We start from the raw sequence: 25,540 nt of genomic DNA, 5'->3' as shown, positions 1-25,540 counted from the left end.
ATTCTACTTTGACGGTGAGACGGCCGGAGCGGCATAAGAAACAGCCTTGATCCGTCGTAATTTTTAGCGCCTGACCGAGAAAGCCGCAAAACAGTTTATTCTAAATTCTACTAAGTTAGTAGATTAAAGCTGACCCTGCGGGATAGGCGCTCGACCGAGTCTGCCGGAAGCGATCGAGACGCCATCGCCGGATCGGAACAATCATGCCTCGCGGCTCGTTTGCCTAGCAATCCATTTGCGGATCCCAAGCTCCATCTATCGGCAAGCAGCAAGCAAGGAGGAACGCCATGAGCATCAAGCTGAAACACGGACTGTGGGTCATCGTGGCTGATGGCGAAAAGGCGCTTTTCCTGCGCAACCAGGGCGACGCCAAGTTCCCGAACCTCGAAGTGGTGCAGGAGATGGAGCAGGAGAACCCCGCCACGCGTGAGCAAGGCAGCGACAAGCCGGGCCGCCAGAGCAACGAGGGTCCCCGCAGCGCCGTCGAGGAAACCGACTGGCACCGTCTCGGCAAGGAGCGCTTCGCCGTCGAGATTGCCGACCGGCTCTACAAGCTGGCGCATCGCGGCGCGTTCGACGCGGTCGTGCTGATCGCGCCGCCGCAGGTGCTTGGCGAGATGCGCCAGAAGCTGCACAAGGAGGTTTGCGAGAAGGTGCAGGCGGAAATCCCGAAGACACTCACGAACCATACGATTCCCGACATCGAGAACCTGTTGCAAGCGGCATAAGGCGCCGAAAAAAAGCGGCTTCGAGGCTGGGTCGCGTCCCGAAGCCGCCTCTTTGTCGGCGCGGCGCCGATTTCCGGTGCGCGCCGCCTTCAGCGTCGAATTCTGCGCGGCGGCGGTTGCATCATCGCCGCTGCGTCCATCATATTGCCGAAGGCGACGGCCTCGGCGGGCGCCCATCCGACATCGTGAATTTTCGAAAGGCGCGCAAAAGACAATGCCGCATGACACGCCCCTTATCGCCACCATCGTCGCCGGTCTGGGGCTTGCATTCGTCTTCGGGGCGTTAACCAACCGTTTCCGCATCCCGCCGCTCGTCGGCTATCTTGTCGCTGGCGTCCTTGTCGGTCCCAACACGCCCGGCTTCGTCGCCGACGCCAGCCTTGCCAATGAACTCGCGGAAATCGGCGTCATCCTTTTGATGTTCGGCGTCGGCCTGCATTTTTCGCTGAAGGACCTTCTGTCCGTCCGCGCCATCGCCGTGCCGAGCGCCATCGTGCAGATCGGCTTTGCGACCTTGCTCGGCGTCGGACTTGCCTGGCTGCTCGGCTGGTCGCTGGGCGCCGGCCTGGTCTTCGGCCTGGCGCTTTCGGTCGCCTCGACCGTGGTGCTTTTGCGCGCCTTGCAGGAGCGGCGGCTGATCGAGACCGAGCGCGGCCGCATCGCCGTCGGCTGGCTGATCGTCGAGGATCTCGCCATGGTGCTGGCGCTGGTGCTCTTGCCAGCGCTCGCCGGCGTGCTCGGCGGCCAGCCTCAGGTCAACGACCATGCGAGCCTGCTTTCGCTGCCCGCCAGCTATGGTATTTGGGGCGTGGTCGGCGTCACGCTCGCCAAGGTCGCCGCCTTCGTCGTGGTCATGCTGGTGGTCGGCCGCAGGGTCATTCCGTGGATCCTGCATTACGTCGCCCATACCGGCTCCCGGGAATTGTTCCGGCTCGCGGTGCTGGCCATCGCGCTCGGCGTCGCCTTCGGCGCGGCGAAGCTGTTCGGCGTCTCGCTGGCGCTCGGCGCCTTCTTCGCCGGCATGATCATGAGCGAATCCGAGCTCAGCCACCGCGCGGCGGAAGAATCGCTGCCGCTGCGCGACGCCTTCTCGGTGCTGTTCTTCGTCTCGGTCGGCATGCTGTTCGACCCGTTCAGCCTGATCAGCAACGGCCTGCCGATTCTCGCCACCTTGGCCATCATCATTATCGGCAAGTCGATCGCGGCTTTCGTTATCGTGATCGCCTTTCGTTATCCGATCGCGACCGCGCTGATGATTTCGGCGAGCCTTGCCCAGATCGGCGAATTTTCCTTCATCCTGGCCGAGCTTGGCGTCGGCCTGAAGCTGTTGCCCGAGCAGGGCCGCGACCTGATCCTGGCTGGCGCGATCCTCTCGATCCTGCTCAATCCGCTGATGTTCCTCGTTGTCGACTGGATGAAGCCGTGGCTGGAAAAGCGCGCCGGCAAGGCCGCGCCGGTCGACGAGCAAAGGCCGATCGGCCCGGCGACCGAGCCCGGCCAGGTCGCGTCGGTCCAGGCGGCTCCCGGCAAGGAAGATGGCCCGCCGCCGAAGACGACCCTCGCCGGCCATTCCATCCTCATCGGCTATGGTCGAGTCGGCAGCCTTGTGGGCGCTGCGCTGAAAGAAGCCGCCCTGCCCTTCCTGGTGATCGAGGACGCCGACAAGGCGCTGGCCAAGCTGCGCGACGACGGCGTCGAGACCATCGCCGGCAACGCCGCCAATGCGGACGTCTTCGCGGCCGCCAACCCGGAAGACGCCAAGCGGCTGATCTTCGCCATCCCCAATGCCTTCGAGGCCGGCCAGATCGTGCTTCGGGCCCGAGCCGCCAATCCGGCGATCAGCATCATTGCCCGCGCTCATTCCGACGCCGAGGTCGAGCATCTGAAAGGGCTCGGCGCAGACATCGTGATCATGGGCGAGCGCGAGATCGCCCGCGGCATCGTCGAGGTGGTGACCGGCAAGACCACCGATTGGGCCGGGCCTGCCGTGGAGATCAACCCGCAGCCTGCTTGATGGATGTCAGGCCAGGAACGCGGAGCCGCCATTCTGCGCGATATCGCTGAGGTATTTTGCCGGCGGCTTGCCCAGCGCCTTTTTGAACATGGTGATGAAAGCGGTCACGGATTCATAGCCGAGATCGCCCGACACCTGCTGCACGCTGGCGCCGGCGGACAGTTCCCTGAGCGCTACGATCAGATGCAGCTGCTGGCGCCAGCGTCCGAAACTTAAGCCCGTCTCCTTCACAACGAGCCGCGCCAGGCTGCTCTCGCTGAGCGCGACGCGGCCGGCCCATTGCGCCGCCGTGCTGCGATCGGCGGGGTCGTCGGCCAGCGCTTCGGCGATCCGCCGCAGCCGCGGCTCGGCCGAGATCGGCAAATGCAATTGCTGCACAGGCATACGCGGCAGTTCCGCGAGCAGCATGCTTCCCAGGAAGTTGCCGCGCGCATCGTTCGGCGCGCATTCCGACAGTTCGATGATCAGCTCGCGCAGCAGCGGCGAGATCGAAAGCGTGCAGCACCGGTTCGGCAGGTCGGCGGCGCCGGGCTCGATATAGACGAAGAAAATCCGCGCGTTCGCCGTCGCGATGTTGCTGTGTTCCATGCGGCTCGGCAGCCACACCCCGCAATGCGGCGGCACCATCCAAAGCCCGCTCGGAACGCGGCAGGTGACGCCGCCGCCGAGCGCGAAGACGAGCTGCCCCTTGCGATGCCAGTGCTCGCGCACCTCGGCCCTGGTCTCAGTGACATCGACGCCAACAGCGATCGCCGGCGCGGCCACGTCGTCCACGTCGAAATCCAGCCAGGGCCAACGGAGTGGCTGTCTCATACTTGACGCCTTTTAGCGATCATATGGATTTATCCCTAAATTCTTCGATGGCGAAAGTCGATAGGCTCCAGCCGTTTCGTCAATCGGTCGCGACTCCTAGCCAATTTCAAAAGGAGAGGCCTGTGCTCGCTCTCGCCATCTCTTCCGACAACCCCGACCGGCTGAAGCTCACTGAGGTCGATCACCCAAACTGCAATGGAAATGAAGCATTGGTGGAAGTTCATGCAACATCGTTGAATCGTGGCGAGTTGCGCCTGCTCGGCATACGACCCGGCGGGTGGATACCTGGCCAGGACATCGTCGGCATTGTCGAGCGCGCGGCGGCCGATGGCTCAGGCCCGACCGCGGGCACGCGCGTTGCCGCCTTGGTCGACCAGGCCGGCTGGGCTGAACGGGTCGCCGTTCCGACCGACCGCCTCGCCGTCATACCCGACGGAGTCAGCTTCGCCGCTGCCGCCACGCTTCCGGTGGCGGGCACGACGGCGCTGAGGACCTTGCGCCACGGCGGCGATCTCGCCGGACAGCGGGTCCTGATCACCGGCGCGAGCGGCGCGGTCGGTCGTTTCCAGGTCCAGATCGCCCGCGAGCAAGGCGCTTCGGTGACAGCGGTCGCTTCGGCCCGGCACCACGATGATCTTCGCGATCTGGGCGCCGGGCAGGTCGTCGAGTCGATCGAACTGGCCGAGGGACCTTTTTCGCTGATCACCGAGTCGGTCGGCGGCAAAAGCCTCGCCGGTGCGATCGAACGCATCGCGCCCGGCGGGACCATCGTCATATTCGGTTCGAGCAGCGGCGACCTCACGCCGATCGGCTTCCGCCAATTCGTTCCCGGCCACGAAGGCGCGCGGCTACAGACCTTCGCCTATTACACGTCCGGTTCAGCCATCGGCGCCGACATCGCCGTGCTGCTCGATCTTGTCGCGGCCGGCCGGCTGGAGACCCGCGTGGCCATGACCGTGCCGTGGGCGGACATCGGCCAGGCCCTGGACGCGCTGCGGCAGCGCAGCTTCAGCGGCAAGGCCGTTGTCACCATGACCTGAAGTCAGCCAATCAAACGTGCTGGCCGCCATTGATGTGGATTTCGGAGCCGGTGACGTAGGACGCCTGGCCCGAGCACAGGAAGAAGATGATGTCGGCAACTTCCGAAGTGGCGCCCAGTCGTCTCAGCGGGATCGTCTCGACTATTCTGTCGGTGCCGGGCGAAAGGATCGCCGTGTCGATCTCGCCCGGCGCGATCGCGTTGACGCGGATGCCGTGCGGGCCGAAGTCATGTGCCATCTCGCGCGTCAGCGAGCCGAGCGCCGCTTTCGATGTGGCATAGGCCGTGCCGGCGAACGGATGCACACGTGTGCCGGCGATCGAGGTGACATTGACGATCGAGCCCTTGGCGGCGGCGAGTTCCTTGAACAGCCCCCTTGCCAGCATGATCGGCGCGAAGAAATTGACCTGGAACACGTCGCGCCAGACATGCATCGGCGTCTCGATCGAGTCCATGCGCCTGCCGTCTTTCAGCTTCGGCGAAATGCCGGCGTTGTTGACCAGGGCGTGCAGCTGTCCGCCATGCGCCTCAAGCCGGTGACGGATTTCCGAAACGGCGATGCCGACATCCTCCTGGTCGGCGAGGTCGACCTTGATGTGGTCCTCGGGACCGGCCGGCCATGGACAGTCCTCGGCGAAGGCCTGGCGCGAGCAGGTGATGACGCGCCAGCCCTCGCGCGAAAAGCGCTTCACCGTCGCATGGCCGATGCCGCGGCTGGCGCCGGTGAGCACGATTGTTTTTCTGCTGTCGGTCTCGGCCATGGCTTGATCTCCGGCCGGACATGTAGCCGAAGGCGCTTGCCATTGCGAGAGGCGAAGTTGCCGCTCTAACCCCCGCCCAGAATATCGAGGATCGAAGTCTGGCGCTTTTTCGTCGGGCCGCCGACATTGCCGGGCGGCACCGGATGCTTGATCGAGGCGGTTTCGCCGCTGTCGCTCGGCATGCCGAAGCCGGCGGCATCGACGGTCTCGGCAGGTCGCGCGGTCCGCACCGGACGCGCGGGCGCCTGGGCGACAGGCTGCGATCGAGCAGCAGGCTGTGACTGGCCGACAGCCGCGGGCGGCGCAGGCGGCGGCTGCGAGGCATCGGCCGAGGGGATCTCGTCCGGCACGATCGTATCGGACGGCGTCGACTTCCAGGTGCCGGGCAGCGGCCGCACCGGCACGCCCTCATGCGCGGCCACCATGAATTCATGCCAGGCCTGCGCCGGCAAGGCGCCGCCGGTGACCTTCTTCATCGGGCTGCCGTCGTCATTGCCGAACCACACGCCGGTGGTGAGATTGGCGGTGTAGCCGACGAACCAAGCATCGCGCGAGTTCTGGCTGGTGCCGGTCTTGCCGGCCGACGGCCAATTGAAGGCCGCCTTCTTGGCGGTGCCGATCTCGACCGTGCCGGTCATCATCGAATTCATCATGCCGACGGTGTCGGCCTTGACCACGCGCGGCGCGCTGCCGCCGCTGTTCTCGTAAAGCACCTTGCCCTCGCCGGTGGTGATGCGCCGGATGAAATGGACGTCCGGCTTGTAGCCGCCATTGGCGAACGGAACGTAGGCGGAAGTCAGCTCCAGCGGCGTCACCTCCGAGGTGCCGAGCGCGATCGAGGTGTTGGCCTGCAGGTCGGACTGGATGCCCATGCGATGCGCGGCTTCCACCACCGCGTCGGGCCCGACTTCCATGGTGAGCTGCGCCGCCACCGAGTTCAGCGACTTGGCCAGCGCCGTCGCCAGCGTCACCTTGCCGTAGTATTTGCCGCCGTAATTGTCCGGCGTCCATTTGCCGATTTTGATCGGCGCGTCGTTGCGGATGCTGTCCGGCGTGCGGCCGGCCTCCAGCGCCGCCATGTAGACGAACGGCTTGAAGGCCGAGCCGGGCTGGCGCCGCGCCTCCGAGGCGCGGTCGAACTGGCTGGTCGAATAATCATAGCCGCCGACCATGGCGCGCACCGCGCCGGAATCGTCGATCGACACGAGTGCCCCTTGGCTGACGTTGAGCTTCTTGCCGCTTTCGTCGATCAGCCGGCGGATCGACTGTTCGGCAAGCTTCTGCAGAGTCAAGTCGACAGTGGTGTCGACGATGATGTCGCCGCGCACCTCGCCGATGAGATCGGGAAGCTCCTCCATCACCGTGTCGGCGACATAGTTCTCGGAGCCGGTCCAGTAGGACGGCGCGCGCGTCGCCGGCGCGCTCAGCGCCACCTTGTATTCCTTGTCGCTGATCTTGCCCTCCGCGCGCATGGCCGCGAGCACGAGCTGCGCCCGCTCCTCGGCCGCCTTCGGGTCGCGCGCCGGCGAAAGCTTGGACGGCGCCTTGAGCAGCCCGGCCAGCAACGCGGCCTCCGAAAGGCTCACGTCGCGCGCGCTCTTGCCGAAATAGCGCCGCGAAGCCGCTTCCACGCCATAGGCGCCGGATCCGAAATAGACCCGGTTGAGGTACATTTCGAGGATCTGGTCCTTGCTGTGCTTGTGTTCGAGCCACAGCGCGAGCAGCACTTCCTGCACCTTGCGCTCCAGCGTGCGGTCCGGCGTCAGGAACAGGTTCTTGGCCAGCTGCTGCGTCAGCGTCGAGCCGCCTTGCGAGAAATGACCGCCGAGAACGTTGGTGACCATGGCGCGTGAAAGCCCGATCGGGTCGATGCCGAAATGCGAATAGAAGCGGCGGTCCTCGATGGCGACGACGGCTTGCGGGATATAAGGCGACATTTCGTGCAGGCCGACGGCCTCGCCGCCCGACATGCCGCGATTGGCGATCAGCCCGCCATCGACCGACACGATCTTGATGTTGGGCGCGCGGTCGGGGATCGACCAGGTGGTCGCCGCCGGCATCTTAGCACCGTAATAGACGACGATGCCGGCCGCCGCGATGCCGCCCCAAATACAAAGCACGAAGCACCAGTAGACCAGGCGGGTTGCGATGCCGAGCAAGCCCCGCCGGCTGCGGTCGCGGCCGCGACCGCGTGATTTCTTTGCGGATCTGCCCTTTGCAGTGGATTTACGGCTGCGCGGCACGACGCGATCCTCCTCGCTCACCGAAAAGCCTTCGGAGGATTTCGCGCGCGGCGCCTCCTCGAAGCTCGGTTCGATGCGACTGTCTCTGCGGTTCGCCATGCGCTCTTGCTAGCCTGCCCCCGGGTGCCGATGGCGTTCGGGTTGAAGACTAGATGCGGCGATTTAAGGGCGGGTTAAAGCAGGGTTTATGCAGCCTTTTGAAAACCCTTAGGATTTTCTGAATCCAACGGTCTCGCGGTGTCGTTCGCAGCCAGGTCGACGGCCCTGCGGCAGTCTCATTGCGACGTTGCTCAAAGTCCCGCTGCCTTGGCCAGATAGGGCGCCAGCGCCAGCGCGTAGGTTGCCGTGAGATGATGGTTGTCGCGCAGCACGACGATGTTGCCGACCACCGCCGGGCAGCTGTCCTTGCTGCATAGCGCATCGTTCATGTCGACCAAGGTCACCCCGGCCACGGACCGGGCGGCGAGCGCGTAGATGTTTTCCCGTTCGACCTCGGCGCGCGGATTGATGCATTTGGCCGGGTCCGTGCCCAGGCAGGTGCGCGGGTCGAACAGGCTGAAAGGTGTGTTGCGGATGGCGACGACGCGCACGCCCTGACTTGTGAGCTCGCTCCAGACGCTGCGCAATCCCTCAATCATCGCACCCTGGGCAACGCTGGTATAGTTGCTCTGGCTGGTGATCACGAAATCGGGCTTCAATTTGGCGATTTCGGCGAGAACTTTCTCCCGCCACAGCGCGCATTGCTGATACGGCTTGCCGTCTTCAAGGATGGTGACCCGGGTTACCGGGCATGCCGCCTTGGTGAAGGTGACGAGCCTCCATTTTCTGTCTTTGGCGATTTTGTCGACAGCCGGCACCCATTGCGCCGCGTGGGAATCGCCCATCACGACAATGGTCCTCGTCCCCGCCGGGTCGCCGAGCTGGCAATCGGTCGCGTCGGTTCCCTTCTGCTGCTGATGACACTTCATCCTGTAGATGACGGGCACGTCGCTGCCGATCTTGCTCAAGGGCGGCAATGGCTTGACAGCGTCGGGAACGGCAGCATTCGCCAGCAAGGCAGCAGGTCCCGGATAATTCAGCGTTCCGATCAGTCCGGTGTCGATGGGCTGCCGGTCGATCGCGTAGACGAGTCCGCCGGCCACCGCTACGCACAACCCCACCGCCACCGTGCCGTCGAGCAGTGGCCGCCATGCCGGGGACGAGCGCGAATGGCGATAGGGCTGTTCGACGAAGCGGTAGGAGAGTTCGGAAACCATCAGGGTGACGACGATCAGCAGAACACCATCAACAAGGTCGATGGCGCCGCGCTGCGCGGCGTAAAAAATAATCAGCGGCCAATGCCACAGGTAGATCGAATAGGAGCGATCGCCGATATAGCGCAGCATGGCGATGTCGAGGCCGCGGAAGCGGCCCATGCGTACGCTGCCGGCCGCAATGATCAAGGTCGTGCCGAGTGTCGGCAGCAGCGCCTTGAAACCCGGAAAATCGGTCGACCTTGAAAACAGCATCGCCGATGCGAGCGCCGCCAAGATGCCGGCGACAACCATCGCTGTCCGCACGCGGCCGTTTGGCCTGAAGCGGTCGGAGGTCAGCGCCAGCAGCCCGCCGAGGGCCAGCTCCCAGACCCGCGTATGGGTGACGAAATAGGCCCAAGCCGGATCGGATCGGGTGAGAGCGACGGAAGCCGCGAGCGAGCCCGCCATGACCACGCCGAGCACGAAGACGAGCGTCTGCTTCGGTGAATGTCCGCGACGCCTGGCCCACCACAGCGCCGCCATCATCAGCAGCGGCCAGACGATGTAGAACTGCTCCTCGATCGACAGCGACCAGAAATGCTGCACGGGGCTCGGCGCGTCCTCGGCGCCGAGATAATCCACGGCCTGCTCGGCAAGCCGCCAGTTCTGCATGTAGAGCGCGCTTGCGATCACCTGTTTGGCGGTTTCTTCCCACCATGCGTCCGACACGAACAGCAGCGTTCCCGCGAGCGTGACCAAGAGGGCGACGATCGCCGCCGGCAGCAGCCGCCTGACCCGGCGCGTGTAAAAGCCGATAAGCGAGATGCCGTCCTCGCTCAGCGCCATGCGGGTGAGCAGGCCGGTGATCAGGAAGCCGGAGATGACGAAGAAGATGTCGACCCCGACATAGCCGCCGGGAAGCGCTGCCGGCCAGATGTGGAAAATCACCACAAAGGCGACGGCAAGCCCGCGCAGCCCCTGTATCTCCGGCCGAAATCCCCCCGGCGCAATGTCGTCTCGCAAAGCCGGTCTAGCCCCCCACCGCGCCGGTTTCCCGGCTGGCCACCATGGTCAATTCTGCTGGATCGAAATGCCTTTGTCGTCGATCTTGAGCTCGACGCCTTTCGGCCTGGTCTGCTCGCGATAGACATAGATGCCGAGCGCGATGACAATCGCGACCAGTGCCCCGATGATGAGATAGAGCGTGTTCTGTCTCATTGCGCCCCCTTGTTGCGGCCAAGCCTCGCACCCGCCCTGAAAATTGGCAGGTGAGGATCACCTACTGGCCGTCATCCCCATCATCGGTTGCCGGCCGCCAGCTCGTCGGTTCGACTTTCTTCTGCGTGTCGCTGTCGGTGTAGACCCACCAGCCGCCGTCGCGATATTGCCCGACGGATTCGTTGATGACGCCCTCTCGGTCCTTCCACATGATCGTGACTTTGGAGCCGTCCTTGGGCGCGCTCGCGATCGGTTTGCGCTCTGCCATTTCACTTCTCCACGGGCTGGGTCGACGGACCTTCGTCCCTCAACTATGCGCGAAAATATCTTCCTCAGCCCAGCCCATAAGGTCGAGCTTGGCGCGCGTCGGCAGGAAACGGAAGCAGGCATCCGCCTCCTTGGTGCGGTTCTCGCGCGCCAGGCGCGCGCCCAGCACCTCGCGCAACCTGTGCAGGTAGAGCACGTCCGAGGCGGCATATTCGAGCTGTTCGGGCGAGAGCGTTTCGGCCGCCCAGTCGGAGGATTGCTGCACCTTGGACAGGCCGATGCCGAGCAGTTCGCCGCAGAGATCCTTCAGCCCGTGGCGGTCGGTATAGGTGCGGGTGAGCCGTGAGGCGATCTTGGTGCAGAACACCGGCTCGGCCATCACGCCGAAGGCATGGTAGAGCACGGCGATGTCGAAGCGGCCGTAGTGAAACAGCTTGGTGATCGTGCTGTTTCGCAGCAGGCTGGCGAGGTTCGGCGCCTCCTTCTGGCCTGGTGCGATCTGGATGACATCGGCGCTGCCGTCGCCGGGCGAGATCTGCACTACGCAGAGCCGGTCGCGATGCGGGTTGAGCCCCAGCGTTTCCGTGTCGATGGCCACCGCCCCGACATTGTATCGCGACAGGTCGGGCAGATCGTTTTTGTGGAAACGGATATCGGTCATTCTCTTCTCCCGGTCGCGGCTGCGGCGTTGCGCATCCTCGCAACGCCGCGGCACTTCGCGCTAGCTAATTCGTCCTCGCCGCGATCCGAAGAAAAATCAACAGAAAGTTGAATTTCAAGGTTTTCGTGATTTTCGCTCAGCGGGTCAGCGCGTCGAGAATGCGCGCCCAGGACCGCTGCCCCTTATGGAACGAGGTCAGCTCATACTTCTCGTTCGGCGAATGAATGCGGTCGTCGTCGAGGCCGAAGCCGACCAGCAGCGATTCCATGCCGAGATAGGTCTGGAAATCGCCGACCACGGGAATGGAGCCGCCGCCGCCGGTGGTGACCGCCTGCTTCTCCCATTCATCGGACAGCGCATCCTTGGCCTTGGCCAGGAATGGAGAGTCGTAGGAAAGCTGGATCGCCGGCGAGCCGCCATGCGGGTGGAATTCGACCGAGCAGTCGCCGGGGATACGTTCGCGTACGAAGGCCTGGAAGGCGGCGCGGATCTTCTTCGGGTCCTGCTTGTGAACAAGCCGGAACGACACTTTCGCCGACGCTTGCGCCGCGATCACCGTCTTGAAACCCTTGCCGGTATAACCGCCGATGATGCCGTTGAATTCCGCGGTCGGCCGCGCCCAGGTGAGCTCGAGCACCGAGCGGCCCTTCTCGCCGGCGGGAATGGAAAGGCCGACCGGTCCGAGGAAGGTCTCGGCCGTCTCGCCAAGTCCCTCCCAGGATTTCAGCACCTGCGAAGGCGTCTCCTCGACGCCGTCATAGAAGCCCGCAATGGTGACGCGGCCGTCCTTGTCGTGGATGTCGGCCAACACCTTGGCCAGGATCCGGATCGGATTGGCGGCGGGACCGCCATAGAGGCCCGAATGCAGGTCGCGGTTGGCCGCCTTGACGGTGATCTCCTCGCCAACCATGCCGCGCAGCGACACGCAGATCGACGGCGTCTCGCGGTTCCACATGCTGGTGTCGCAGACCAGCGCGAAATCCGCCTTCAGCTCGGCCGCGTTGGCTTCCAGGAACGGCTTCAGCGACGGCGAGCCGGATTCCTCCTCGCCTTCGAACAGGATGGTGACGCGGCAAGGCAGGTTGCCATGCACCTGCTTCCACGCGCGGCAGGCCTCGACGAAGGTCATCAGCTGGCCCTTATCATCGGCCGAGCCGCGGCCGGTGATCACTTTGCGGCCGTGCTCGATCTCCTTGATCGAAGGCGCGAACGGATCGGTTTCCCACAATTCGATCGGATCGACCGGCTGGACGTCATAGTGGCCGTAGAACAGCACATGCGGCGCGCCCGCCGGTCCCTCATGATGCGCCACCACCATCGGATGTCCGGGCGTATCGCGCACACTGGCGTCGAAGCCGATCCGCTTGAGCTCGGCGACCAGCCATTCGGCGCCCGCGCGGCAATCGGCGGCAAAGGCCGGATCGGTGGAGATTGACTTGATGCCGAGCAGGCCGAACAGCCGCTCCAGGCTCTGGTCGAGATTCTGGTCGAGACGGTCGAGGACGGGGGAAATTCTGGACATGCTTTTTGCCTTTCGATTTTGGGCAGACCCTAAAGGGCCATGCCGAAAACGAAAAGCCCGCGATCATTGGACCAAGCGGCAAAGGCTTGCCTGAAGGCAAAAAAGAACCGCCGTGGTGGAGGGGGAACCACGGCGGTCTCTACTCGAAACGTTGCGGCAGCCCGGAGAGGGGGGATAGGCTGCCGCAGTTTGCCCGGGATAGGCGGGGGACGGGCCTTACTCCGGACTTCGGCGAAAAACTGCCGATGACGTGTATTTGGGTCTGTGAACATGGCGATTCAAGGGCACGAAAATTACACTTTTGTAACATACCCGTGAGCGGCAAATTTCCAGCCGGACAGGATGTGTCAGGGGTGTTGCCCGAACCGGTGGGTTCCACAGCCTTAGCCATGGACCGCGAAGCCGGGCCGCGCTATCCCTGCCGGCATGAAAAAAGGCGATCACCTCTTCCTCGTCGACGGCTCCGGCTACATTTTCCGCGCCTATCACGCGCTGCCGCCGCTCAACCGCAAATCCGACGGCCTGCCGACCAGCGCCGTGCTCGGCTTCTGCAACATGGTGTGGAAGCTGATGCAGGACGCCCGCAACACCGATGTCGGCGTGGTGCCGACGCATTTCGCCGTCATCTTCGACTATTCGTCGAAAACCTTCCGCAGCGATCTCTACCCCGAATACAAGGCCAACCGCTCTGCGCCGCCGGAAGACCTGATCCCGCAATTCGGCCTGATCCGCCAGGCGACCGCAGCCTTCAATGTCCCTTGCATAGAGACGGAGGGTTTTGAAGCCGACGATATCATCGCGACTTATTGCCGGCTGGCTTGCGAAGCCGGCGCTGATACCACCATCATCTCCTCCGACAAGGATCTGATGCAGTTGGTCGGTCCGACGGTCGGCATGTACGACCCGATGAAGGATCGCCAGATCGGCATTCCCGAGGTGATCGAGAAATGGGGCGTGCCGCCCGAAAAGATGATCGACCTGCAGGCGCTGACCGGCGACTCGGTCGACAATGTTCCGGGCGTGCCGGGCATCGGCCCGAAGACCGCGGCGCAATTGCTGGAACAGTTCGGCGACCTTGACGGGCTGCTGGCGCGCGCTTCGGAGATCAAGCAGGAGAAACGGCGCGAGACCATCATCGCCAATGCCGACAAGGCGCGCATCTCGCGCGAGTTGGTGACGTTGAAGAACGACGTGCCGCTGAAGGAAGGGCTGGACGATCTTGTCCTGCATGCGCCGGATGGCCCGAAGCTGATCGGCTTCCTGAAGACGATGGAGTTCACCACACTGACCCGACGCGTCGCCGAAGCGACCGCAACCGACATTGGCGACGTCCAGGCCACCGCCGTCACCATCGAGCGCGCCGATACCGCGCATGGCCCCGATGTCGGCGCCGGCGCCCCGCCGGTGCCAAGGCCGATCGCGTCCACACAGGGCGACGCCATAAAACCGGCTGCGCCGGTCAGGGGCGAGGACGCGCCGCCGCAAGGCGATACCCCATCGCTCCTCTCTGCCCTGCGGCTGGAGCAGGCAGCCGCCCGCAAGATCGACCCTTCGGCCTATGCGCCCATTCGCGACACGGCCGCGCTCGAGGCCTGGATAGCCGAAGCCCGCGAGGCCGGTGTCCTTGCGTTCGACGCCGAGACCAGCTCGTCCGACCCGATGCGGGCGGACCTGATCGGCCTGTCCATGGCGCTCGCGCCTGGCCGCGCCGTCTATGTGCCGCTTGCCCACAAGAGCGGCAATGGCGACCTGCTCGGCGGCGGCATGCTGGAGAACCAGATCCCGGTCCGCAAGGCGCTGGCGCTGCTGAAGCCGCTGCTTGAGGACCGATCGGTCCTCAAGATCGTCCAGGATATGAAATACGACATTGTCGTGATGAGCCGGCACGGCATCGAGATCGGTCCGTTCGACGACACGATGCTGATCTCCTACGTGCTCGATGCCGGCACATCCGGCGGTCACGACCTCGTCTCGCTGTCGGAGAAGTGGCTCGGCCACGCGCCGGCCTCGAAGAAGGAGCTCGCCGGCTCGGGCAAGAGCGCCATCGGCTTCGATCAGGTCGATATCGAACGCGCGACCGCCTACGCTGCCGAGCAGGCCGACCTGGCGCTGCAGCTCTGGCGGGTGCTGAAGCCGAGGCTTGCCGCCAAGGGCCTCGTTTCCGTCTATGAGCGTCTGGAACGGCCGCTTGTGCCCGTGCTTGCCCGCATGGAGCAGCGCGGCATCTCGGTCGACCGCCAGATCCTGTCGCGGCTTTCCGGCGAGCTGGCTCAAGGCGCGGCCCGCGTCGAGGAAGAGATCTACGGGATCGTCGGCGAGCGCATCAACATCGGCTCGCCAAAACAGCTCGGCGACATATTGTTCGGCAAGATGGGGCTGCCAGGCGGCTCGAAGACCAAGACCGGCCAATGGTCGACCTCGGCCCAGCTTTTAGAAGATCTCGCCGCCGAGGGCCACGAGCTGCCGCGCAAGATCGTCGACTGGCGCCAGCTCACCAAGCTGAAGTCGACCTATACCGACGCGCTGCCCGGTTTCATCAACCCCGGCACCAATCGCGTCCACACTTCCTATGCGCTGGCAGCAACCACCACCGGGCGCCTGTCGTCCTCCGATCCCAATCTGCAGAACATCCCGGTGCGCACGGCGGAAGGCCGCAAGATCAGGACCGCCTTCATTGCGGAGAAAGGCCACAAGCTGGTCTCGGCCGACTACAGCCAGATCGAATTGCGCGTGCTTGCCCATGTCGCCGAGATCCCACAGCTCAAGCAGGCCTTCGCCGACGGCGCCGACATTCATGCCATCACCGCGTCGGAAATGTTCAATGTGCCGGTCGAAGGCATGCCTTCGGAAGTGCGCCGGCGCGCCAAGGCGATCAATTTCGGCATCATCTACGGCATCTCGGCCTTCGGCCTCGCCAACCAGCTGTCGATCCCGCGCGAGGAGGCGGGCGCCTACATCAAACGCTATTTCGAGCGTTTTCCGGGCATCCGGGACTATATCGAGGAGACCAAGGCCTATGCGCGGGAGAACGGTTTCGTCGAGACAATCTTCGGCCGCCGCATCCACTATCCGGAGATAAGGGCTTCCAACCCGTCGGTGCGCGCCTTCAACGAGCGCGCCTCGATCAACGCCAGGCTCCAGGGCACCGCCGCCGACATCATCCGCCGCGCCATGGTGCATATGGAAGAAGCGCTGGACAAGGCGAAGCTCTCCGCCCGCATGCTGTTGCAGGTGCATGACGAGCTGATCTTCGAGACGGTGGAAGCGGAGGTCGAGGCGACGATCCCCGTGGTGCGCAAGGTGATGGAGAATGCGCCGATGCCGGCGGTCTCGATGTCGGTGCCGCTGCATGTCGATGCGCGGGCCGCGGATAATTGGGACGAGGCGCATTAGGCGTCTCACGTTCGTTCGTCATCCACGGGCGGAGCAAGGAGCGAAGCGACGCGCGCAGACCCGAGGATCCATGCCGCGACGCGCGCCGTAGTGCGCGGCGGTTGTGGATAGCTTGCCGAGCACGCCGCTTGTCAATGCAGATTCTGCACCGTGGCGGTGCGTGTATGTCACGGAATGGATACTAGGGTCTGCGCGCGTCGCTTCGCTCCTTGCTCCGCCCTAGTATGACGAAGTGAAGGCTTACGCAGCCTCAGCCCTGCACTTGGCGCACACACCGCGAAACTCGATCACCGCCTTCTTGGCGGCAAATCCCGTCGAGCGCACCCATTCGTCCAGCCGGTGGCCGACATCGTGGTCGGACATCTCGGTCACTTGGCCGCAATTGTCGCAGATGGCGAAGGCCGTCATCGAATGGCTGTGGTCGTGCGGCTCGGCGCAGGCGACGAAGGAGTTGAGGCTTTCGAGCCGGTGCACGAAGCCGGACTTCACCAGCGTGTCGAGCGCCCGGTAGACCTGCAGCGGCGCGCGGAAACCGCGCTCGCGCAGCTGGTCGAGCAAAGTATAGGCGCTGAGCGGTCCGCTGGACGCCTCGAGCTTCTCGAGCACGCAGAGCTGGTTCTTGGTCAGCGCATCTCTTGCCGTCATCTTGTTCGCCCAATCGACGCTCGCGGCAGATCTCGCGAACGACTTCCATTCCCCTGAGATAACGACGAACAAGCGATTTTGCCACTGTTTCCGCAGCGCATCCCTTCTGGTGCGCGCGCCGACGAGATGGTTCGCCAGCTGATCGCTACTTGCGCGGCGGTCCCTTGCGTTCGGCCGAAGCCGCCCAGAGGTTGATGTCGGACTCGCGGGCGTGGCTGTCGATCTCGGCGAGCTCGGCGTCGGAGAACTCGAGCGCCTTGAGCGCGCCGACGCAATCCTCGACCTGTTCCGGCCGGCTGGCCCCGATCAGCGCCGTGGTCACGCGGCCTTTGCGTAGCACCCAGGCCAGCGCCATCTGCGCCAAGGTCTGGCCGCGGCGGCCGGCAATGGCGTTGAGCGCCTTGATGTTGGCGATCGACTTGTCGTTGATGAAGGCCGGTCGCAACGACTTGCCCTGGGATGCGCGGCTGCCCTCGGGGATGCCGCCGAGATATTTGTCGGTCAGCATGCCCTGCGCCAGCGGCGAGAACACGATCGAGCCGATGCCGAGCCCCTCCAGCGTGTCGAGCAGCCCATCCTCCTCGACCCAGCGGTTGAGCATCGAATAGCTCGGCTGGTGGATGAGGCAAGGGGTGCCGAGCTGGCGCAAAATGTCGGCTGCTTCCCGCGTGCGCTGCGAGTTGTAGGAGGAGATGCCGGCATAGAGCGCCTTACCCGAGCGCACCGCGTGGTCGAGCGCGCCCATCGTCTCCTCCAGCGGCGTCTCGGGATCGAAACGGTGCGAATAGAAGATATCGACATAGTCGAGCCCCATTCGCTTGAGGCTCTGGTCGAGGCTGGCCAGCACATATTTGCGGCTGCCCCATTCGCCGTACGGACCGGCCCACATCTCGTAGCCGGCCTTGGTCGAGATGATCATCTCGTCGCGATAGGCGGCGAAATCGGTGCGCAGAATCTCGCCGAACGCGGTTTCCGCCGAGCCGGGCGGCGGGCCGTAATTGTTGGCGAGATCGAAATGCGTGATGCCGAGATCGAAGGCCTTGCGCACGATCGCCTGCTTGGTCCTGTGCGGCGTATCGTTGCCGAAATTGTGCCATAGCCCGAGCGAGATCGCCGGCAGCTTCAGGCCGGACCGTCCGCAGCGGTTATAGATCATCTTCTCGTAGCGATTTTCGGCGGCGACATAGGGCATAGGGAATCCTTGGGATCGAAACGGCGCGGCGACCATCGCCAACCTGATTTGAATCGATGCTTGCCCCTAACCCTTACCCTCTCCCGGCCGGAACGGGGAGAGGGGTTGCCACCTACTTTTTCTTCGCCAGCAACGCCTTCGCGTCCTTGACGCCGAGCGCGGCCGGCCGCTCGCAAGTCGTCTGCATGGCGACATATTTGCCGCTTTCGCCCGAGCGCAGGATGCCTGTCATGACATCGACGGCGTGCAGCGCCAGCTCCATCGAGCAGCGGTGCGGCCGCCCTTCGCCAATCGCGATTGCCATGTCGGCAAGGCCGGCGGTGCGATAATTAGCCATCATCCCCTGGCCGTGCATCTCGTTCGGCACGCCGAACGGATGGTTCCACTTGGGCAGCCTCTTCACCGGCTTGGCCGAGTCGGTGAAGCGTACATCGCCGCCGAAGAAATTCGGATCCGGCACGAAGACGGTGCCCAATTCGCCGTAGAGCTCCATCGGCGCGTGGCCATGGCTCCAGACGTCCCAGGAGGTGTTGAGCGTGATCACCGCGCCATTCGCGAATTCGAGCAGCGCATGGATGGTGGTCGGCGTGTTCACCGGGATCTTCTCGCCCGCCCGCGGTTTGGAGCTGATGGTGCGCTCCTTGGCCGGCGTCGTTGCGAAGGCGGCCACCTGCTTCACCGGCCCGATCAACTGGATCAGGTTGGTGACATAGTATGGCCCGATGTCGAGCACCGGGCCGGCGCCCGGCTGGAAGAAGAAATCCGGGTTGGGGTGCCAGTGCTCCATGCCATGGCCCATCACATGGCAGGTGCCGCTGGTGATCGCGCCCAGCTTGCCGCTGTCGATGAGATCGCGGACCAGTTGGTGCGCGCCGCCGAGGAAGGTGTCCGGCGCCGAACCGATGCGCAGGCCCTTCTTCTCGGCCCGTTTCTTGAGATCGAGCCCTTCCTCGATCGACAAGACGAACGGCTTTTCCGAATAGACATGCTTGCCGGCGTCGAGCACCGCTTTGGAGATTTCGTAGTGCACCGCCGGAACCGTCAGGTTGACGAGGATGTCGATCTCGTCGTCCTTGAGCAGGTCGTTGACCGTCTCGGCGCGCAGCTTGAACTCCTTCGCCCGCGCTTTCGCGGCCTCCATGTTGATATCCGCGCAGGCGCGCATCTTGATGCCGCGGAACAGCGGCGCCAGCGAGAAATACGCCTTCGAGATGTTGCCGCAGCCAATGACGCCGATGCCAAGTTTCTCTGCCATTTCGATTACTCCTGCCAGCTCTTGGCTGCTGCGATTGAGCGGCGGGCATAGCGCTCGATGTCGTTGGGGTTGTCCTGCTCCATGACGAAATACTGCGCCGCGCTCTTGGCGCGCAACGTCTTGAACAGGCCCGCCCAGTCGATCGTGCCGTGACCGACATCGGACCAGCCGTCCTCGTCCAGCCCCTCGCCCGGCTTCGCCATGTCCTTGACGTGGACGGCAACGATCCGCTTGCCATGCTTCTCGATCCAGGGCAGCGGATCGGCGCCGCCGCGCACCACCCAGGCGACGTCCATTTCCCAGCCGATGTCCGGTGCCGCGGACAGGATGTGGTCCTGCGGCAGCGAGCCGTCCGCAAGCGCCTTGAACTCGAAATCATGGTTGTGCCAGGCAAAGCCGTAGCCGGCCTTTTTTGCCGCCTCGCCCACCTTGGCCAGGCGCTCGCCGAAGCCGCGCCAGCCGGCGGCGTCGGACGGGCGCTGATCGGGCATCAGATAGGGGCAGATCACAAGCCTGATGCCGAGCGCGTCGGCGATCTTGCGCACGCCGTCGAAATCGTTCTCCAGCGCCTCGATCGAGAAATGCCCGGTCGGCATCGCAAGCCCGTTCTTGTCGAGCTCGGCGCGAAACGCCTTCGGGTCGTCATAGACGCCGCCAAAGCCTTCGACCTGGCTGTAGCCGAGCTCGCCGAGCATTTTCACCACGTCGTTCCATGGTTGAAAATTGCGAGCGCTGTAGAGTTGGAATGACCAGTTCATGTCCTGTCCGTTCTGCTTGGGAGGTTAAAGGCGGTTGCCGGTCTGGGCATCGAAGAGCGAAGCGCGCATCGGATCGAAGCCGACGGTCACCGCCTCATCATTCCGGGGCGTGCGCTCCGAGGTAACCCGGACGCTGAATTTCTGTTGGGCGAGCTGCAGCCAGACCAGCGTGTCGGAGCCCATAGGTTCCACCACTTCGACTTTGCTGGCCGCCGAGAATGGCCAGCCGGCGCCGCTGTTCAGACTCACATGTTCGGGCCTGATGCCGAACACGGCTGGTCCGGGTTCCGGCTGCCGATCGAAATCATAGGTACTGAGTGGAACCTTCAGACCATCGGCGAGAAAATGCCAGCGGCCATCCGCGTTTTCCAAATGGCCGTCGACAAAGTTCATCGCCGGCGAGCCGAGGAAGCCGGCAACGAAGCGATTGACCGGACGGTTGTAGATGGTCTGCGGCGCGTCGAGTTGCTGGATGACGCCGCCCTTCATCACCGCGATGCGGTCGGCGAGCGTCATTGCCTCGATCTGGTCGTGGGTGACGTAGATCATGGTGTTTTCGAGCTTGCGGTGCAACAGCTTGATCTCGACGCGCAGTTCCGCCCGCAGCTTGGCATCGAGGTTGGAGAGCGGCTCGTCGAACAGGAAGACGTCGACGTCGCGCACCAGTGCCCGCCCGATCGCCACGCGCTGGCGCTGGCCGCCGGAGAGCGCCGAGGGCTTGCGCTGCAACAGCGGCTCGATCTGCAGGATCTCGGCGGCGCGTGCGATGCGCTTGGCGATCTCGTCCTTGGCCAGGCCCGCAACGCGCAGACCGAAGGACAGGTTCTTCTCCACCGTCATCTGCGGATAGAGCGCGTAGGACTGGAACACCATGCCGATGCCGCGGTCCTTAGGCTCCTCCCAGGTGACGTTCTTGCCCTTGATGAAGATGCGACCTTCCGAAATGTCGAGCAGGCCGGCTATGCAGTTGAGCAAGGTGGATTTGCCGCAGCCGGACGGTCCCAGAAGCACGATGAACTCGCCCTCGGCGACGTCGAGATTGAGCGTCTTCAGCACCGACATCACACCGAAATTGAGCGACAGGTCCTGGATCGACACGCTGGGATTGGCGATTGCCGCTGCCATCATCATCCTTTCACTGCGCCGGCCGCGATGCCGCGCACGAAGAGCTTGCCGGAAATGAAATAGACGATGAGCGGAACGAGTCCGGTGAGGATCGTCGCGGCCATGTTAACGTTGTATTCCTTCACGCCCTGCACCGAATTGACGATGTTGTTGAGCTGCACCGTCATCGGATAGGTGTCGGGGCGCGTGTAGACGACGCCGAACAGGAAGTCGTTCCAGATGCCGGTGACCTGCAGGATGATGGCGACGACGAAGATCGGCAGCGACATCGGCAGCATGATGCGCAGATAAATGCCCCAGAAGCCGGCGCCGTCGACGCGCGCCGCGCGGAACAGTTCCTCCGGCATCGACGTGAAATAGTTGCGGAACAAGAGCGTCAGGATCGGCATGCCGAAGATCGAATGCACGATCACAAGGCCGGTCAGCGTGCCGTATATGCCGATCTCGCGCAGGATGATGACGATCGGGTAGATCATCACCTGGTAGGGGATGAAGGCGCCGACGATCAGGATGATGAAGAAGGTGTCGGCGCCCTTGAAGCGCCAGTTGGCCAAGGCATAGCCGTTCACCGAGGCGATCGCGATCGACAGCAGCACCGACGGCACGGTGATGCGCACCGAATTCCAGAAACCGCGCGAGAGCCCGTCGCAGTTGAGGCCGGTGCAGGCGGTCGCCCAGGCTTTCACCCAGGGTTCGAAGGTGATTTCCACCGGCGGCGAGAAGATGTTGCCGAGGCGGATTTCCGGCATGCCCTTCAGCGACGTGACGATCATCACGTAGAGCGGCAAAAGGTAATAGAGCGCCACGACGATCAGCGTGCCGTAGAGAAAGATGTTGCGGCGCGAGAGCGCATGCCGCGGCTTCGCGCCGGCAGGCCCGGCTTCGTCGCGCCGAAGGACGCCCGCATCGGATGGGGAGGCAGCGACATCAACCACGCCGGCGGCCTCCGAATTCGAGATAGGCCCATGGCACGATGACGATCATCACCGAGAGCAGCATCATGGTCGAGGCGGCGAAACCCTGGCCGAGATTCTGGGCGAAGAACATGTAGTCGTAGACGTATTTTGCCGGCACTTCGGAGGCGATTCCCGGCCCGCCGCTGGTCTGCGCCACGACGAGGTCATAGACCTTGACGATGCCGGCGGCGATGATGACCAGCGTGGTGATGAAGACCGGCCGCATCATCGGGATGACGATGAACACGTAGGTCTTCCACATCGGGATGCCGTCCACTCGCGCCGCCTTCCATATGTCTTCGTCGATGCCGCGCAGGCCGGCAAGCATCAGGCACATGATCAGCCCCGTGCCCTGCCAAAGCGCGGCGATGGAAATGCCGTAGATGACTATGCTGGAATTATAGAGCGGATCGAAGCTGAAGCCCGTCCAGCCGAGGTCGCGCACGACGCGCTGGATGCCGAAATCCGGGTTGAGCAGCCATTGCCAGACCAGCCCGGTGACGATGAAGGAGAGCGCGAAGGGATAGAGGAAGATGGTGCGGAACGTATCCTCGAAGCGGATCTTCTGGTCGAGGAGCGCCGCCAGGACGAAGCCGATCACCAGCGAGAACACCAGCGAGATCACGCCATAGATCAGGAGGTTCTCGATCGAGATCAGCCAGCGCGGCGTCGCCCACAACCGATAATACTGGTCGAGGCCGACGAAGTTGAGCCGTGGCAGCAGCTTCGAATTGGTGAAGGAGTAGAGAACCGTCCAGGCCGTGCCGCCGACGAACACCACAAGCGCGGTGAGCACCATCGGAATCGATGCGATCTTCGCATTGAGGTTACGGAAAAGCTGGTTGGGACGTTCGCTATTGCTCATCTCGACAGCCGGGCTGGGGCAATGAGGACATGATGCTCCCGACCCCTGTTAGGCAGGGACCGGGAGCTGGCGGGGCGCCGGTAGATCAATCGGCCGAAGCGATGATGGCGGCGAAGCGCTTCTGCGCCTCTTCGACCGTCATGTCCGGCTTGGCGAAGAACTCGGAGAACAGGTCCTCCTTCTGCTTCTGGCTGTCCTGCGAAAGCAGTTGGTCCGTCCACGGCATGACGGCGCCCTTGGCGAGGATGGCGAGGCCCTTCTTCATGCAGTCGTTCGCCGCGTTGAGGTCGACGTCGCCACGCACCGGCAGCGAGCCCTTCTTGAGGTTGAAGGCGACCTGGGTCTTCGGATCGAGCAAGGTCTCGGCGAGCACCGCCTGCGCCTTCGTCTTTGCCTCATCCTTGAGCAGCGGGAAGTAGAAGGCATCGCCGCCCGTGGCGATGACTTCGTTCAGGCCGAGGCCGGGCAGGCAGGTATAGTCCTTGCCGGCCGTCTTGCCGGCAACCTGGAACTCGCCCTGCGCCCAGTCGCCCATGATCTGGCCGGCGGCCTTGCCGGTGATGACCAGATTGGTGGCCTGGTTCCAGTCCTGCACATTGGTGTTCTTGGCCATCTTGCGGGCGTCGTCCGCCGCCTTGAACACCTTGGCGATCTCCGGGCCTGCCGCGAACGCGGCATCCTTGTCCTTGTAGACCTTGAGGAACGTGTCGGTGCCCCCGGTCGCGGCCATCAGCACGTCGAAGGCGCCCGAGGCTTGCCAGGCCTGTCCGCCGACCGCGAGCGGAATGATGCCCGCCTTTTCCAGCGCCGGCGCATCCGCCACGAATTCATTCCAGTCCTTCGGCACAGGCAGGCCGGCCTTCTGGAAGGCCTCGTTGGACAGCCACAGCCACTGCCAGGAATGGATATTGACCGGCACGCAATAGATCTTGCCGTCGATGGTGCAACTATCGAGCAGGCTCTTCGGCCGCACGATCTCCGTCCACTTGTCCTTGGTGGCGATATCGGTGAGGTCGCGCATCAGCCCGGCCTGCACCAACTCCTCGGCCTGGCGGCCGTGGTTGAACTGGGTGGCGCCCATTGGATCGCCGCCGGTGATGCGGCTGATCATGATTGGCCGCGCCGTGCCGCCGGAGCCTGCAATGGCGCCGTCGACCCAGTGGTTGCCCGTCGCGTCGAATGCCTTGGCAAGCTCGGCCACCGCTGCCGCCTCGCCGCCGGAAGTCCACCAATGGGTGACTTCCAGGTCGGTCGCGGCCGCCGGACCGGCGAAATTGAGCGCAACTGTCGCGGCAAAGGCAGCAGTCAGGAATTTGTATCGCATTTCGGCTCCTCCCAGAATCTGAAACGTTACAGATTTTCGATACGGCAAATGATCCGCCTAGGCAACCCCTCGCCTTGAGGCCGGCCAAGATTTTTTCGCGACGCGAACAAAATCTTTCTCCCGAGGCGGCAACGCCGGTATCAGATCAGTCGATTGGTGCCAAAAGCAGGCCCATACCGATATTTCTTTGTGATTCCAGCGACTTTCGGCTCCTCTCCGCATCCGCGATGCCGGCGGCGCGACCTTGCCGGTTGATCACGAAGATTGGCAATCTGTAACGTTTCAGTATATTGAGCCGAGCCGCAAACTGAAGGTCGCGCAAATGTCACCGCCGCACGATTGCCGGTCGGCCCCGCGACTGCTATGCGCCTGACGGGCGGGACGATGGATAGACGGATAACGAAGAAGGGCGACGACGACACGTCGGGCAAGGAACGGCCGACGTTGAAGACGCTTGCCTTCATGACCGGGCTGGGCGTCACGACAGTCTCGCGCGCGCTGAAGGATGCGCCCGAGATCGGCGCCGAGACCAGGCGCCGCGTCCAGCTCGTCGCCAAGCAGATCGGCTATCGCCCGAACCGCGCCGGCGTGCGCTTGAGAACCGGCAAGACCAACGTGATATCGCTTGTGCTGAACACCGAGCACGAGCTCATGAGCTTCGTCTCGGACATCATCTACGGCGTCACCGAGGTGATCGCCGACACGCCCTACCATCTGATCGTCACGCCCTATTCGCGCTCGCAGGATCCGCTGGACCCGGTGCGCTATCTGGTCGAGACGGGCTCGGCCGACGGCGTCATCATCTCGCGCACCCAGCCCAACGATCCACGGGCGCGCTATATGCTGGAGCGCGGCATTCCCTTCGCCACGCATGGTCGCACCGACATGGGGCTGGTGCATCCCTATCACGACTTCGACAATTATGCCTTTGCCGGCGAAGCCGTCCGCTACCTCGCCGGCAGGGGCCGCAACCGGCTTGCCCTGGTGACGCCTCCGGTCGGCCTCACCTATCACGGCCATACGGTCGCCGGCTTTGCCGATGCGCTGAGCGAGGTGGGTGCCAGCGAGGTGCCGTTCAACACCGTCTCCATCGATCAGTCGATCGAGCAGATCAGGATGCGGACCGCGCAATTGATGCGGCGCAAGGACCGTCCGGACGGCTTCGTCAGCAGCGCCGCCGCCGCGACGCTCGCCATCGTGGCCGGCATCGAGGATGCCGGGCTGAAGCTCGGCCGCGACGTCGACGTGGTGTCGAAACAATCGTCGGAACTGCTGCATCTGTTCCGGCGAGAGCTGCTCGTCGTCAACGAGAATTTCCGGCTCGCCGGTTCCGAGCTCGCCCGCGCCGTGCTCGGCTGGATCGGCGGCGCCGATCCAGGCACGCTGCAATCGCTCAGCACGCCGAGCGAGGTTTTGCCTTACCGCGGTTGATTGGCGCGACTTGAGGGGCAGGTCAGGCCGAGTCGAAAATGGTGGCTTCCGAGAACCGGAGCGGAGCGTACTTAAAGTACGTGAGCACCGGAAGC

21 protein-coding genes are annotated in these 25,540 nt (G+C 63.9%); 5 read left to right on the top strand and 16 right to left on the bottom strand.

Going from position 1 to position 25,540, the window contains the following annotated elements:
- Nucleotides 1-287: 287 nt before the first annotated feature.
- Both LB526_RS26380 and ybaL read left to right on the top strand, forming a co-directional pair.
- Complete coding sequence (locus LB526_RS26380) at nt 288-728, top strand: host attachment family protein (protein WP_095769243.1); 441 nt, start codon at nt 288-290, stop codon at nt 726-728.
- 214 nt (nt 729-942) lie between these two features.
- The gene (ybaL, locus tag LB526_RS26375; RefSeq protein WP_224630310.1) at nt 943-2,742 is read left to right on the top strand and encodes a YbaL family putative K(+) efflux transporter; all 1,800 of its coding nucleotides are present in this window, start codon (nt 943-945) and stop codon (nt 2,740-2,742) included.
- Between the two features lie 6 nt (nt 2,743-2,748).
- Here ybaL and LB526_RS26370 read toward each other — a convergent pair whose 3' ends face one another.
- Complete coding sequence (locus tag LB526_RS26370) at nt 2,749-3,555, bottom strand: AraC family transcriptional regulator (protein WP_224630309.1); 807 nt, start codon at nt 3,553-3,555, stop codon at nt 2,749-2,751.
- Between the two features lie 122 nt (nt 3,556-3,677).
- Here LB526_RS26370 and LB526_RS26365 point away from each other — a divergent pair, with 122 nt between their 5' ends.
- On the top strand, nt 3,678-4,595 hold the full coding sequence (locus tag LB526_RS26365) for a zinc-binding dehydrogenase (RefSeq protein WP_224630308.1): 918 nt from the start codon (nt 3,678-3,680) through the stop codon (nt 4,593-4,595).
- Between the two features lie 10 nt (nt 4,596-4,605).
- Here the strand turns inward: LB526_RS26365 and LB526_RS26360 are convergent, their stop codons facing one another.
- The 7 genes from LB526_RS26360 to LB526_RS26330 all read right to left on the bottom strand — a co-directional run bounded on the left by LB526_RS26360 (nt 4,606) and on the right by LB526_RS26330 (nt 12,501).
- On the bottom strand, nt 4,606-5,355 hold the full coding sequence (locus LB526_RS26360) for an SDR family NAD(P)-dependent oxidoreductase (protein ID WP_095769240.1): 750 nt from the start codon (nt 5,353-5,355) through the stop codon (nt 4,606-4,608).
- 65 nt (nt 5,356-5,420) lie between these two features.
- The gene (locus LB526_RS26355) at nt 5,421-7,697 is read right to left on the bottom strand and encodes a transglycosylase domain-containing protein (protein WP_224630307.1); all 2,277 of its coding nucleotides are present in this window, start codon (nt 7,695-7,697) and stop codon (nt 5,421-5,423) included.
- A gap of 191 nt (nt 7,698-7,888) precedes the next feature.
- On the bottom strand, nt 7,889-9,856 hold the full coding sequence (locus tag LB526_RS26350) for an acyltransferase family protein (RefSeq protein WP_224630306.1): 1,968 nt from the start codon (nt 9,854-9,856) through the stop codon (nt 7,889-7,891).
- 48 nt (nt 9,857-9,904) lie between these two features.
- Entirely contained in the window at nt 9,905-10,051 is a 147-nt protein-coding gene (locus LB526_RS26345; RefSeq protein ID WP_095769237.1) for a hypothetical protein, read from the bottom strand.
- A gap of 61 nt (nt 10,052-10,112) precedes the next feature.
- Nucleotides 10,113-10,319, bottom strand: coding sequence for a hypothetical protein (locus LB526_RS26340; RefSeq protein ID WP_224630305.1), 207 nt, complete (start codon nt 10,317-10,319; stop codon nt 10,113-10,115).
- A 39-nt stretch (nt 10,320-10,358) separates the two neighbouring features.
- Nucleotides 10,359-10,979: a ribonuclease D gene (locus LB526_RS26335; RefSeq protein ID WP_224630304.1), complete on the bottom strand. Its 621-nt coding sequence runs from the start codon at nt 10,977-10,979 to the stop codon at nt 10,359-10,361.
- A gap of 136 nt (nt 10,980-11,115) precedes the next feature.
- Nucleotides 11,116-12,501 carry a M20/M25/M40 family metallo-hydrolase gene (locus LB526_RS26330; protein WP_224630303.1) on the bottom strand — a complete coding sequence of 462 codons (1,386 nt, stop codon included), beginning with the start codon at nt 12,499-12,501 and terminating at the stop codon, nt 11,116-11,118.
- Nucleotides 12,502-12,927: 426 nt separating this feature from the next.
- Between LB526_RS26330 and polA the strand changes: the two genes are divergently transcribed.
- Nucleotides 12,928-15,894 (top strand): DNA polymerase I, encoded by a 2,967-nt coding sequence (gene polA, locus LB526_RS26325; protein ID WP_224630302.1) that lies wholly within the window; start codon nt 12,928-12,930, stop codon nt 15,892-15,894.
- Between the two features lie 240 nt (nt 15,895-16,134).
- Here the strand turns inward: polA and LB526_RS26320 are convergent, their stop codons facing one another.
- The 8 genes from LB526_RS26320 to LB526_RS26285 form a co-directional block, all read right to left on the bottom strand.
- The gene (locus LB526_RS26320) at nt 16,135-16,539 is read right to left on the bottom strand and encodes a Fur family transcriptional regulator (protein WP_042640862.1); all 405 of its coding nucleotides are present in this window, start codon (nt 16,537-16,539) and stop codon (nt 16,135-16,137) included.
- A gap of 145 nt (nt 16,540-16,684) precedes the next feature.
- Nucleotides 16,685-17,731 carry an L-glyceraldehyde 3-phosphate reductase gene (gene mgrA, locus LB526_RS26315; RefSeq protein WP_140635586.1) on the bottom strand — a complete coding sequence of 349 codons (1,047 nt, stop codon included), beginning with the start codon at nt 17,729-17,731 and terminating at the stop codon, nt 16,685-16,687.
- A gap of 112 nt (nt 17,732-17,843) precedes the next feature.
- Nucleotides 17,844-18,986, bottom strand: coding sequence for a Gfo/Idh/MocA family protein (locus LB526_RS26310; RefSeq protein ID WP_224630301.1), 1,143 nt, complete (start codon nt 18,984-18,986; stop codon nt 17,844-17,846).
- A gap of 5 nt (nt 18,987-18,991) precedes the next feature.
- On the bottom strand, nt 18,992-19,744 hold the full coding sequence (locus LB526_RS26305; protein ID WP_224630300.1) for a sugar phosphate isomerase/epimerase family protein: 753 nt from the start codon (nt 19,742-19,744) through the stop codon (nt 18,992-18,994).
- 24 nt (nt 19,745-19,768) lie between these two features.
- The gene (locus LB526_RS26300; protein ID WP_224630335.1) at nt 19,769-20,869 is read right to left on the bottom strand and encodes an ABC transporter ATP-binding protein; all 1,101 of its coding nucleotides are present in this window, start codon (nt 20,867-20,869) and stop codon (nt 19,769-19,771) included.
- A 2-nt stretch (nt 20,870-20,871) separates the two neighbouring features.
- The gene (locus LB526_RS26295; protein WP_224548178.1) at nt 20,872-21,804 is read right to left on the bottom strand and encodes a carbohydrate ABC transporter permease; all 933 of its coding nucleotides are present in this window, start codon (nt 21,802-21,804) and stop codon (nt 20,872-20,874) included.
- Nucleotides 21,797-22,690: a carbohydrate ABC transporter permease gene (locus tag LB526_RS26290; RefSeq protein ID WP_224548181.1), complete on the bottom strand. Its 894-nt coding sequence runs from the start codon at nt 22,688-22,690 to the stop codon at nt 21,797-21,799. The genes LB526_RS26295 and LB526_RS26290 overlap by 8 nt, the downstream gene beginning before the upstream one ends.
- 85 nt (nt 22,691-22,775) lie before the next feature.
- The gene (locus tag LB526_RS26285) at nt 22,776-24,014 is read right to left on the bottom strand and encodes an ABC transporter substrate-binding protein (RefSeq protein ID WP_095769227.1); all 1,239 of its coding nucleotides are present in this window, start codon (nt 24,012-24,014) and stop codon (nt 22,776-22,778) included.
- Between the two features lie 384 nt (nt 24,015-24,398).
- Here LB526_RS26285 and LB526_RS26280 point away from each other — a divergent pair, with 384 nt between their 5' ends.
- Nucleotides 24,399-25,445 (top strand): LacI family transcriptional regulator, encoded by a 1,047-nt coding sequence (locus LB526_RS26280; protein ID WP_095769304.1) that lies wholly within the window; start codon nt 24,399-24,401, stop codon nt 25,443-25,445.
- Nucleotides 25,446-25,540 lie beyond the last annotated feature (95 nt).

Source organism: Mesorhizobium sp. CA6, assembly GCF_020165035.1.
Lineage (GTDB): Bacteria > Pseudomonadota > Alphaproteobacteria > Rhizobiales > Rhizobiaceae > Mesorhizobium.
Note: the sequence above shows the minus strand (reverse complement) of the source record. Positions and strands in the feature narration are given on the sequence as shown.

Excerpts from the sequence above, each read along its gene's own strand:
- LB526_RS26380 (WP_095769243.1), top strand. The coding sequence starts at position 288 with ATGAGCATCAAGCTGAAACACGGACTGTGGGTCATCGTGGCTGATGGC.
- ybaL (WP_224630310.1), top strand. The coding sequence starts at position 943 with ATGCCGCATGACACGCCCCTTATCGCCACCATCGTCGCCGGTCTGGGG.
- LB526_RS26370 (WP_224630309.1), bottom strand. The coding sequence starts at position 3,555 with ATGAGACAGCCACTCCGTTGGCCCTGGCTGGATTTCGACGTGGACGAC.
- LB526_RS26360 (WP_095769240.1), bottom strand. The coding sequence starts at position 5,355 with ATGGCCGAGACCGACAGCAGAAAAACAATCGTGCTCACCGGCGCCAGC.
- LB526_RS26355 (WP_224630307.1), bottom strand. The coding sequence starts at position 7,697 with ATGGCGAACCGCAGAGACAGTCGCATCGAACCGAGCTTCGAGGAGGCG.
- LB526_RS26345 (WP_095769237.1), bottom strand. The coding sequence starts at position 10,051 with ATGAGACAGAACACGCTCTATCTCATCATCGGGGCACTGGTCGCGATT.
- LB526_RS26340 (WP_224630305.1), bottom strand. The coding sequence starts at position 10,319 with ATGGCAGAGCGCAAACCGATCGCGAGCGCGCCCAAGGACGGCTCCAAA.
- LB526_RS26335 (WP_224630304.1), bottom strand. The coding sequence starts at position 10,979 with ATGACCGATATCCGTTTCCACAAAAACGATCTGCCCGACCTGTCGCGA.
- LB526_RS26330 (WP_224630303.1), bottom strand. The coding sequence starts at position 12,501 with ATGTCCAGAATTTCCCCCGTCCTCGACCGTCTCGACCAGAATCTCGAC.
- polA (WP_224630302.1), top strand. The coding sequence starts at position 12,928 with ATGAAAAAAGGCGATCACCTCTTCCTCGTCGACGGCTCCGGCTACATT.
- LB526_RS26320 (WP_042640862.1), bottom strand. The coding sequence starts at position 16,539 with ATGACGGCAAGAGATGCGCTGACCAAGAACCAGCTCTGCGTGCTCGAG.
- mgrA (WP_140635586.1), bottom strand. The coding sequence starts at position 17,731 with ATGCCCTATGTCGCCGCCGAAAATCGCTACGAGAAGATGATCTATAAC.
- LB526_RS26310 (WP_224630301.1), bottom strand. The coding sequence starts at position 18,986 with ATGGCAGAGAAACTTGGCATCGGCGTCATTGGCTGCGGCAACATCTCG.
- LB526_RS26305 (WP_224630300.1), bottom strand. The coding sequence starts at position 19,744 with ATGAACTGGTCATTCCAACTCTACAGCGCTCGCAATTTTCAACCATGG.
- LB526_RS26300 (WP_224630335.1), bottom strand. The coding sequence starts at position 20,869 with ATGGCAGCGGCAATCGCCAATCCCAGCGTGTCGATCCAGGACCTGTCG.
- LB526_RS26290 (WP_224548181.1), bottom strand. The coding sequence starts at position 22,690 with ATGAGCAATAGCGAACGTCCCAACCAGCTTTTCCGTAACCTCAATGCG.
- LB526_RS26285 (WP_095769227.1), bottom strand. The coding sequence starts at position 24,014 with ATGCGATACAAATTCCTGACTGCTGCCTTTGCCGCGACAGTTGCGCTC.
- LB526_RS26280 (WP_095769304.1), top strand. The coding sequence starts at position 24,399 with ATGGATAGACGGATAACGAAGAAGGGCGACGACGACACGTCGGGCAAG.